The organism is Aureimonas phyllosphaerae (genome assembly GCF_900113065.1).
Taxonomy (GTDB): Bacteria; Pseudomonadota; Alphaproteobacteria; order Rhizobiales; family Rhizobiaceae; genus Aureimonas; species Aureimonas phyllosphaerae.
Map to the genome: position 1 here is coordinate 1 of NZ_FOOA01000045.1, position 9,579 is coordinate 9,579.

General features: G+C 61.8%; 8 protein-coding genes and 1 pseudogene. 5 read left to right on the forward strand and 4 right to left on the reverse strand.

Features of this window, described 5'->3' with window-relative positions:
* Positions 1-562: hypothetical protein (locus BM175_RS21985; protein WP_139224767.1), on the reverse strand; the 562-nt coding region annotated here is incomplete at its 3' end.
* Positions 563-819: 257 nt separating this feature from the next.
* Complete coding sequence (locus tag BM175_RS21990) at positions 820-1,005, reverse strand: hypothetical protein (RefSeq protein WP_090966935.1); 186 nt, start codon at positions 1,003-1,005, stop codon at positions 820-822.
* Between the two features lie 635 nt (positions 1,006-1,640).
* Here BM175_RS21990 and BM175_RS21995 point away from each other — a divergent pair.
* Complete coding sequence (locus BM175_RS21995) at positions 1,641-1,823, forward strand: hypothetical protein (RefSeq protein ID WP_090966937.1); 183 nt, start codon at positions 1,641-1,643, stop codon at positions 1,821-1,823.
* On the forward strand, positions 1,824-2,438 hold the full coding sequence (locus BM175_RS22540; RefSeq protein ID WP_139224768.1) for a helix-turn-helix domain-containing protein: 615 nt from the start codon (positions 1,824-1,826) through the stop codon (positions 2,436-2,438).
* A 320-nt stretch (positions 2,439-2,758) separates the two neighbouring features.
* Here BM175_RS22540 and BM175_RS22005 read toward each other — a convergent pair whose 3' ends face one another.
* Positions 2,759-5,038, reverse strand: coding sequence for a hypothetical protein (locus BM175_RS22005; RefSeq protein ID WP_139224769.1), 2,280 nt, complete (start codon positions 5,036-5,038; stop codon positions 2,759-2,761).
* A gap of 88 nt (positions 5,039-5,126) precedes the next feature.
* Here BM175_RS22005 and BM175_RS22010 point away from each other — a divergent pair, with 88 nt between their 5' ends.
* Both BM175_RS22010 and BM175_RS22015 read left to right on the forward strand, forming a co-directional pair.
* Positions 5,127-6,170 (forward strand): hypothetical protein, encoded by a 1,044-nt coding sequence (locus BM175_RS22010; protein WP_090966943.1) that lies wholly within the window; start codon positions 5,127-5,129, stop codon positions 6,168-6,170.
* 522 nt (positions 6,171-6,692) lie between these two features.
* Positions 6,693-7,921 (forward strand): IS3 family transposase gene (locus BM175_RS22015; RefSeq protein WP_090966945.1). Its coding sequence is split into 2 segments (ribosomal slippage): positions 6,693-7,041 and positions 7,041-7,921, totalling 1,230 coding nucleotides; the frame shifts between segments, so codons are not numbered across the junction.
* Between the two features lie 40 nt (positions 7,922-7,961).
* On the opposite strand, the pseudogene BM175_RS22020 reads toward BM175_RS22015, so the two are convergent.
* Positions 7,962-9,235 (reverse strand): annotated as a pseudogene (locus BM175_RS22020) (ISL3 family transposase); the annotation flags it as partial.
* A 57-nt stretch (positions 9,236-9,292) separates the two neighbouring features.
* Here BM175_RS22020 and BM175_RS22025 point away from each other — a divergent pair.
* Positions 9,293-9,579: transposase (locus tag BM175_RS22025; protein WP_483073370.1), on the forward strand; the 287-nt coding region annotated here is incomplete at its 3' end.

The following is a 9,579-nucleotide window of genomic DNA, read 5'->3' on the forward strand; positions in this document are numbered from 1 at the left end:
CGAGCGACCGACGGTCGAGAATGTCGGGACACGAGGAGTCGCCGTAGAGCGAGACGAGAAGGCTTTCGACGCGCGAGATGCGATAGGAGCCGCGCAGGATCGGCAACGCCGACAGGCGGGCGATATCGAGCTGGCGCAGCATGCCCTTGAGGCGATGCCCTTTCGTTGCCGCGTTCGCTCGTTTGACCTCGACGATCCAGGCGATGCCGAGCTCCTCGCTGATAACGACGAGATCGAGGCGATACGTCCCCGTCCACGTCGCCTCGGGCGGCAGGTCGATCGTGGCGAGACGCTCACGAGCGTTTGCCGACACGAGATCGGCGGCGACGCGCGTCAGCGGTACGGTGAACTCATGCAGAACCTCCAGGCGACCAGCCGACAGGTGGTCGATCGTGTGGCCGAGGACCGTCGCCGCGAGCATGCCGTGGCGACGCACGAAGGCCTGCGCCATGGAACTTGCTCTCGAGACGGCGCCGAGCACCGGATCGGGGGGATAGATCGTAGCGGCAACCGAAGCGCGAACGGCTTCGACCTCACGGTCGACCAGGGCTTCGATGGACATGGGAAGGCGCTGGAGCGGGGACGCTCCGGTTGGGGTGATACGAACGGACAAAGGATGTCTCCGCGCGGCAGGCACGGTGGGCCTGCGCGATCAATCGGACGAAACAGGACCGACACCACGGCCTGACTCGCGGCGCAATCGGACGAGCGGGCGCGATCACCCGCACAGGGTGACGGCGCAGCGCAAGGCGACCTGCCTTCGCGGGATCAGTCGGTCGGTGTCGGTCGGACGAAGTGGCCTGCGGTCGCGCCCTGGCGCTAGCGGACCTGCGGCACCGTCGCGCTCGGTGCGTCCGGCAAGCCGGCGATCATCAGACCGCGTCCGACAGCGGGCGGCGTGCCGACAGCCGGATCGGCATCGGCGCGGGACCAGCCCGGGGTCAGCTTCGTGTTGCGTGCGGGATTGATTGCACGCGGAGGCGCGGCGTAAATGGCGTCAGCCATGGCGAATGCTCCTTACAAGCTTCGTTGTGGTCAGATCGCCTTGGGGCCGCTAACCCCTTGGCGATCGCCTGTGAACGGCGCAGCGCGCCGGCAGGACGTGAGCCTGCATTCAGCAACATAACACGCATCGACGCCTGAGCCAGCTCCAGGCGCGCGAAGTTGCAGCAGTGGTTAATGCTTGGTTCGCCGAACTGCCGACAGGTCGCTCTTCGCTCGACAACAAATTCTGATACAAAGGCCGGACCTATACGAAATAGGCGGCATCACTGGTGATACGTAATGGGGGTCCCAACCCCGAACAGGTCAACTTGTTTTAATAGTCTACCAAATATGTGCACGAGCACGCCCCCTCTTGCAAAAGCTGTTGACGGCGATTTACCATGTCAGAAGAGTTTATGACGCGACCGCTAGCGCTGGATCAGCCCCTGATCTAGATTGCTAGTACTTGCCCATTTCGGTGGAGCAAGGCGGCCGCGCCTCTTTCGACCCCCAGTTGAATGGCGCGGCCGTTTTCGTTTGAGGATTAGGCTGCTGCGCTCCAACCCACGGCTGATATCAACTGGCGGCGACTTCGATTCGTTAAGAATTCCCAATCTGATCGTGATCTGAAACATGGTGGCAAACGGAAGTTTGCCATGGCGACGCCCATTCCGCTTCGCACGGATTACGATGGTGTTTACTTACGCCGGCTGGCGCGCACGACGAAGGATGCTGCCAAGGCTCGCCGGCTTCTCGCGCTGGTGGTGATCTATGACGGAGCCTCACGCGCAGACGCGACTTGTCTCGCCAGCGTGACGCTCCAGATCGTGCGCGATTAGGTGCTGCGGTTCAACGCGTTTGGCCTGGCTGCGTTGGTCAACCGCAAGGCGCCGGGCAGCTTGCCCAAACTGAACGAGGAGCAGCGCCAAGCTCTGGCTCGGATCGTAAAGAGCGGCCCGATCCCGGCCGTGCATGGCATGATGCGCTTGCAGCGCAAGGATCTGGCGCACAGAATCTTCGAGGCGTTCCAAATATCGCTGAACGAGACCATGGTCGAGCGCGAACTTAAGTCACTCAGCTTTGCCAAGCCGTCGGCTCGCCCGCACCGCTTTGCGCAGAACGAGATGAGGTGGCGGGTTTCAAACAGACGTCCCGGCCAAACTGGCGGCCATTCGGGCAAGGCTCGTGCCGGACACCGTGATCGAGCTCTGATAGACCGACGAGACCCGAATTGGCCAGAAGAACAAGCTCTCCTGATGCCGGGCACGTCGCGGCACAAGACTGTCCGCTCCACAGAATCAGCGCACGATGTGGGCGTATATCTTCGGGACCGCCTACCCGAAGAAGGGCAAAGGCGCCGGCCTCGTGCCACCCTACTGCGACACCGGATCCATGAGCCGACACTTGGCGGAGATATCGCTCGCCATTCGATCCCGGCGCTCATGCCGCGCTGATCCTCGACCGCGTGGGCTGGCATGTGACGCCCAAGCTCATCGTGCCTGCCAACACTACGCTGCTCGTGCGCTCCTTCGAACCCATCGCCGCATTCTCGACGCTGGGACGGGATCACCATTTTCTCAAGGTCTTCTTGTTGATCTTGTATCGCCTCGCGAGTGCCGCGACCGAAGCTTTCGATCGCTATAGCTCTGCTCGAACGGCGTGCGTGGTCTTGGCGTTCACGTAAAGGGATGGGCCCATAGCGCGCTCCCCCGTGATGGCGTCAACGATACGCCATCACACTCTGGAACTGAACAACTGGGCCTGAATAGTGAAATTAAGGCAATTCCTCCTCCTTTCTTCGACCCAACGCGGCAAGCAGTTCCTTTGCCCGATCATTCGAGCACCAATAGCTGTAATACTTTCTGATGGTTTCTGGATCGTCCGCGAGCGCGTCTCCAGCGAGCTCGTAACTTCCCGTTCTCTTCAATATTGTTGTAGCCAATATATGACGGAAAGGATGGATGGAGAAGCTCTTCATCATTAGATGCATGTTTTCGTTATCGGCATTTGACCCTATGAATTTATCCACCGCTGTCCTGATGACGTTCTGGAAGTAGTCCTTCTTGAAAAATGGATTCTGTTGGCAATTTGCCAAAAACAAAAGCGATCCTCGCTCGCCACAAATCATACTTCTTGAATGATTCATGTACTCATTTATGTCGTCATACAAACCATCATCGTCAAGTAATTCTCGGGTGTAGATTGGGTTATTTGCGAATCTACGAGATATGTCACCCGTCTTGATCTTGGCGGCTGGGATGTTGAATTGCCAGCGACCATCACGGTAGACGAGATCGGCGGCCCTACCACCTACGGTGATCTGCAGCCAGGTTTCCGCCCGAAGAGCAACCTGCGTTGAAATGTGGAAAATCACAAGGTTCCGTTGGAGCCGCGCATAGGCGAGCGTGTTTCGCTCTAGTGAGCGCAATTCGGTGCGCATATTATCGATGGCTCGGTATACCACAACAGAAGGGTCGGGCAGTTCCAGAATGGGGAGAAGTTCATGGATGCGGGATCTGGCCGTAACAATAGGGCGCAGAGACTTCTCGAGGGACTTCAGTTCCTCATAGCAGTCCCGGCAAAAGTCCATCCAGTTCGCTGGGGAAACAGTAGTCCATAGAGTTCCGTCGCGACGCAGGACCCTGAGGTTGCAGGTCTCAATCAGCTTGCTGATGCGCGAAGCCAGTTCAGGATGCTGCATCAGGAATCCGTCCTTACTATTCACCAGCGATGCCGACATTGTTATGAAGTCGACATCGGTATCGGAGAGGCGCTCCTTATCGATCGTCCGCTGCGATTTCCATTCCATGTAATCCCTTAGCAACGGAGGAATCATAAGCAGGGTCAAGGAGAGGTCGTCCACCGCGATGCGGCATGACTCATCGCGCCGAGATGACAGATATCCGAAAAATAGGCTGATGTGGTGCTTGCGCATCGCAAGTGTCGTGAGTCTGTTCCTGTCCCCGTAGCGCTTCATCTCTTGGGGGAGAACGAACGAATTTTTAAGATGCGATAAAGCCTTGAACTCGGCCGCAGCATCGGCAGGCCAATCCTTGAGTGCGAATGTGTCCTGACGGAAGGCATTGCGGGCTGCGCGTTCGTATTTCTCTTCGACGATCTCGTCGTTGATCTTTCTCATTTCCGCATGCCGCTTGGCCGTATCCAGCAGCAGAACGTCCGTCCGCAAGCGTGGCGAGATCTCGCTGCGCCGTCTCATCAGGTGGTGCCCGCGCAGTTCGGGCGGATAGAGGCCCTCGGCAATTTTTCCCCGCCCCGCGCGACGCCGCTGGATCCGCTTCAGAAGCTCGCCGTCTTCCAGCCCCAGCTCCCGCTCGATCGCCGAGACGTAGACCTCGCTGGTCGCATCCGGCACCCGAGCGCCCGACCGCCAGTTCACGAGCCTCATTTGCCGGATCCCGATCCGGCCGGCCAGCGCGCCAGCCGAGAGGCCCCTGGCCGCCATCGACACCTCGAGAGCACCGCAGAAGGTTTCGGGCAGGTCCAACCCCTGCACCTGCGTTGCCGTGAACGCCTCGAACGCGTCGAGATGGTCGAGATGGGAGGTGCCGCCGCGGATCTTACCTTTGGAGATCGCGTCCCGGAGCGCGCTGATCGCTTTGGTTGCCGATCCGCCGCCGGCTTCCGGGTCTCGCTTGCTCATCAAGGCAATCAACGTTTTGGCAGCGGTCAGTTCCGCAGCACAGTACTCGCCGAGTTCTTTCTGGTGACGCCGCACGGCCTCGGTCCACAATCCTCCCGCGGCGGCGATCGTCAACTCGAGGCGGTTGATCTGCGGCCGCAGCACCGCGACGCCGAGCGTCCTGGCAGCGGCATCGACGGCTGCTCGCGCATAGGCGCCTCGGGGTTTCGAAAGGAAGAGTGGGTGAACCCCGGCTTGCCTCTCGATCTCGCCGTACCATGCGTCGTTTGGCTGCTCGGCGCGCGCCGGGAGCGGCAGCTTCCGCTGCTTGAGGTCCACAATGAGTGCCAGAACCCGTTCCTCGGCGTGGCTCGGAACGCGCGTGACCATTCTCTTTCGGCGTTTTTTCGGCATGGCATGACTCCTTTCGAATTGATGTAGTTCAAATTGAACTACGGACAAGGAGCGTGCAGCTAGGCCCGGGTCCTGATAGACCTACAGCATGTCAGATAAGCAGCAGTGGTTCGATCTAGCGCAGCAAGCCGAGGAGCTTCGGGGAGACGATCGCGCGCATGGAACGAAACTCGAAACTCTGACGCGGATCGCGACCGAGTTAGGGACGACACGCGCCGTTCTTCAGAACGCGATCACGAGCCTTGCCATTGCCGATCGGGAAGCCGCCCGCGATCCTGATCTCGCAGACACGCTGCGTCGCAGTGCGATCGACGTCGTGAAGGCTTTCGGGCGGTGGACGCGGCGCGATCCCGTCGAGGCTGCCACAGCCCTGAAGAAGGTGTCAGACGGTTCTTTGACCGTTCGGGGGTATGTTACGGCGGAACTGGCGTCCCGCGCGCCTTCGGTAAGCGCGAACTGGTTCGAGGCGGTGCTGGGACAGATCCAGCGGATCGGCCAGACCCAAATGGCGACGCGACCCAACTCCGTCCTCGAGGCCGGGCTCCAGCGCCGGGGTCTGCCTTCGATGTCGTTTGCATACCTGCGCGTGGTGCGTAAGCTGGATGCCTATGACCGTATGTGCGGGATCACGGCCCGCGTTGTGATCGACCGGCAAAAGCTTCTGGACGACGTTTCGTACGGGTCGAGGAGCGGACTATCTCGGGAGATGGGCGAGCTCGAGAAGCTGCTGATACGCGATGAGGAGGGTGAGTATGTCGACGTCGACGTCGACGTGTTCGGCATCATCGAGATCCCGCCGTCCCCGGTGATCGAGCGATCGCGGTTGCAGGCGAGATCCCGATTTCTGAAAGCGGTCGCCGCTGCGGGCCTTTATCCAGCCGTCCTGATCCTCATGCCGGATGTGGCGTCGCGCGCCGAGATGCTGCGATCGCTTCCTGAGCTGCCCTACCGTCGAATGGGAATCAAGGGTCCGGCAACCGAGCCGAAGCGACGGGGTCAGCCGAAGCAGATCCCGTCGGCATTCTACCCGGGGGAAACTCTTGGTACGGTGGTGATCTCCTGTCCGGAGACGGCCGTCGAGGACTTGTGCAAGGATCCTGACGAAGTTCGCCATTGGCTGTCAAAGTGTTGACTCTGAACGGGGTTTCGCGAGCGTTTCGCTTCAGTGAGGTTCAGCATCAACAGGGCTACTATACCGTCGACGGAATGGCACATAAACCAGTCGAATGGCCGGGTTTGAATGAATGTGACGTGTCTCCTGAATTTAAGCCACGGATGGCTAGCACTACTTTGGCAGAATGTTTCCAGAAGGGATTCCCCCGGCATTTGATCGGTGATTCATAGGAGGTCGGCTTACGGAGGGCCGACCATGGGATCGGATTGGCGAGTGGAGCTGGAACGGTGGCTGGCGCCGTTCCTGACGGCGCTGGGGCATAATGTCATTCGGCGTGCAACTTTGGGTCTGACGCAGTTTCGATGACGATCAAGGCGCTCCGACGAGCCGCGCTTCGAGCAGATCGAGCTTGGCGCGCCCGTACATCTGGCGTTTGACCAGCTCCAGTCGGTTGACGTGCCCTTCGGTGGAGCGCACCCCATTTTGACCGGACAGGCGGCATAGCCGATAAGGCATAGGCATTCGCCTATGAGTACGACTATGTCGAAAGCGTCTGACGGCCCGGTCTCGCGGGTCGAAGTCATCACCTCGGTGCAACGGCGGCGGCGCTGGTCGACCGCCGAGAAGGTCCGGCTCGTCGAGGAGGCGATGCAGCCGGGCATGAGCGTGTCCTTCGTGGCACGTCAGGCTGGCGTCTCACCCTCGCAGCTCTTTGCCTGGAAGCGCCGGATGCTGGAAGGCGGCCACGCTGCCGTCCAGGCCGATGAGGATGTCGTCGGCACGTCCCGTGTCCGCGAGTTGGAGAAGCGGGTCCGTGACCTCGAGCGCCTGCTCGGCCGCAAGACGATGGAGAACGAGATCCTCAAAGAGGCTCTCAACGTCGCCCGCCCAAAAAAACGGACGTTGCCCTTGCTGTCCTGGAGCGATCCGACGGACGGTTCCCGGTGAGTGCCGTGGCGCGAACGCTGAACGTCGCTCGTTCTCACATCAACGAGCGACGCAGCAAGACGGCGAAGCTGCGGGGTCCGTATCGCAAGGCCGAGGATGCCGGGCTCCTGCCCGCCATCCGTGCCATCGTCGATGCCCGGCCGACCTACGGCTATCGGCGCGTTACGGCGCTGCTGAACCGGGAGCTGCGCCTTCGAGGGCAGCCCACGGTCAACGCCAAGCGGGTGCTGCGGATCATGCAGCATCACGGGCTGACGCTCGAACGCCATACCGCCTCGCGGCCCGGTCGAACCCACGACGGCATCGTCATCGCGCTGCGCTCCAACATCCGCTGGTGCTCGGACCATCTGGAGATCCACGCCCGCAACCGCGAGGTCGTGCGCATCCTCTTCGTGCTGGACGCCTGCGACCGAGAGGTCATCGCCTGGTCGGCCGTCGCCAATGCCGGCATCTCCGGCGAGATGGTGCGCGACCTCATGGTCACGGCGGTCGAACGTTGCTTCGGCACCATCAAGGTCCCGCACGCCGTCGAATGGCTCTCGGACAACGGCAGCGCCTATATCGCCAGGGACACCGCCGACACAGCCCGGGCCCTCGGTCTGACACTGCTCTTCACGCCCGTACGAAGCCCGCAGTCCAACGGCATGTCCGAGGCCTTCGTCAAAACCCTGAAACGCGACTACGCTCGTGTCACCATTCTGCCCGACGCCGACACCATCCTTGCCTTGCTCCCCGAATGGATCGAGGACTATTGCGAGGTCCACCCGCACTCAGGTCTGAAGTTCCGCTCGCCTCGCGAGTTCATCAGCCTCAGTGCCTAAACCCAACCGCCGCCTGTCCGGCGAAACGGGGTCCACTCCATTCGGTCTGTCCGTTCGACCAGGGCTCAGTGACGGCAGCACGCACGGCGCCGAGATCCTTGGTGATGCCGCGGGCGAACGAGGCGATCAGGCTGGAGCCGGCGTCCTGGAGCCAAGGGTCGAGATCAGCTTCGGCCTTACGCCGGACTATGGACTGGAAGCGGTCGACCAGGGTGCGGGCTTCGGCCAGGGCTGGCGATCCTTGCTCGATCGCAGAGACGGTGAGGGTTTCCGCCTTTGTGAGGTGATGGCGCTTCAGCGTCATCAAACGGGCGATCGTCCGAGCCAGGGCGGCCTGTGAAGTTGGGCGGCCGTCATGCGCTCGGATCGGCGCCGACGGGTTGCCCACTCCGAGACGACACGGGTCGATCCGGCGAAGCCGAGTGCCCGCAGGCGACGCCAGAGTTCGGCACCGTTGCGACAGCCTGCCTCCCACTGCGCGTCTAGGAACGGCAGGTGCGGGTCGAGCGAGCCCTGGCGAGCGCGGAACATATCGGTGCGCTGGCCTCGTACGATCAGGCGAACCAGCTTGCGGCTACGACCCGTTCGGCGGACGATCTCCTTGATCGAGACGCCGTTGGCCGCCAGTTCGGCGACAATGGCGTTTGTTTCCTCGCGGCGAAGGTAGCCTTCGTACTGGAGCCGTTCGGCACAGGTCAGAAGTTTGGGGTCGACAACCGTCGCGCCGAGGGCAGCGTGGATCGGCTTCATCGACTTCGATACCGCCTCAAGGAAGCTGCTGCTGGCGTTCTCCATAAGATGCCAGCGGTCGGCGACCTGGATAGCATCGGGCAGTGCCCGTGCCGCCGCTTCCCCGTAGCCGCCACCTCGGTCCCGCGAGACCACGTGAATGCCGGGATGGGCGGCAAGCCAGGCGGCGACGGTCGCGATCTCGCGGTCGGGCAGAAGCTTGACGATGCGGCGCCGCTCTAGGTCGCAGATGATCGTGCCGTAGCGGTGGTTGCGGCGGAACGCCCAGTCGTCGATCCCTATAACGCAAAGGGGCTCGGCCCGCGGACGAGCCCGGCGCCGAACGACACGCAGCAGCGTATCGTTGCTGACCGGCAACATCAGACGGGCCGCGAACGCGGCGCCAGGTCTGCCGCCCAGCGCTAAGCCGAGGTGATGAACGATCCCCTCCATGCGTCCGGTGCGGCGTGCGCGCTCCGGTGCCGCCGCCCCGAAGCGTTCGGCAAAGATCCGTCGCCGACAATCCCGCTCGTCGCATCGGAACCGCCGCGTCGCCAACCGAAGCTGGACCGCATGGCCGCCTAGGTGTTTGATCCCAGGGTTTGATGGTGTGATCCTTTCCGTAGAATGGAAGGATGCCCTATGGGACAGGTTCGTCACGGCAGCGCCACGACCACGCACGCCATCCGAGCAGCAATACAGCGATCGGAGGCTTCGCTCGCGACGCTGAGCCGGGAGCTCGGCATCAATCCGAAGACGGTGGCCAAGTGGCGCAAACGCCAGACCCTGGAGGACAGGAAAACCGGGCCGAAGGAGCCGCGATCGACAACCTTGAGCGAGGCCGAGGAGGCGATGGTCGTCGCGTTTCGACGACACACGCTGCTGCCGTTGGATGACTGCCTCTACGCGCTACAGCCGACGATCCCGCA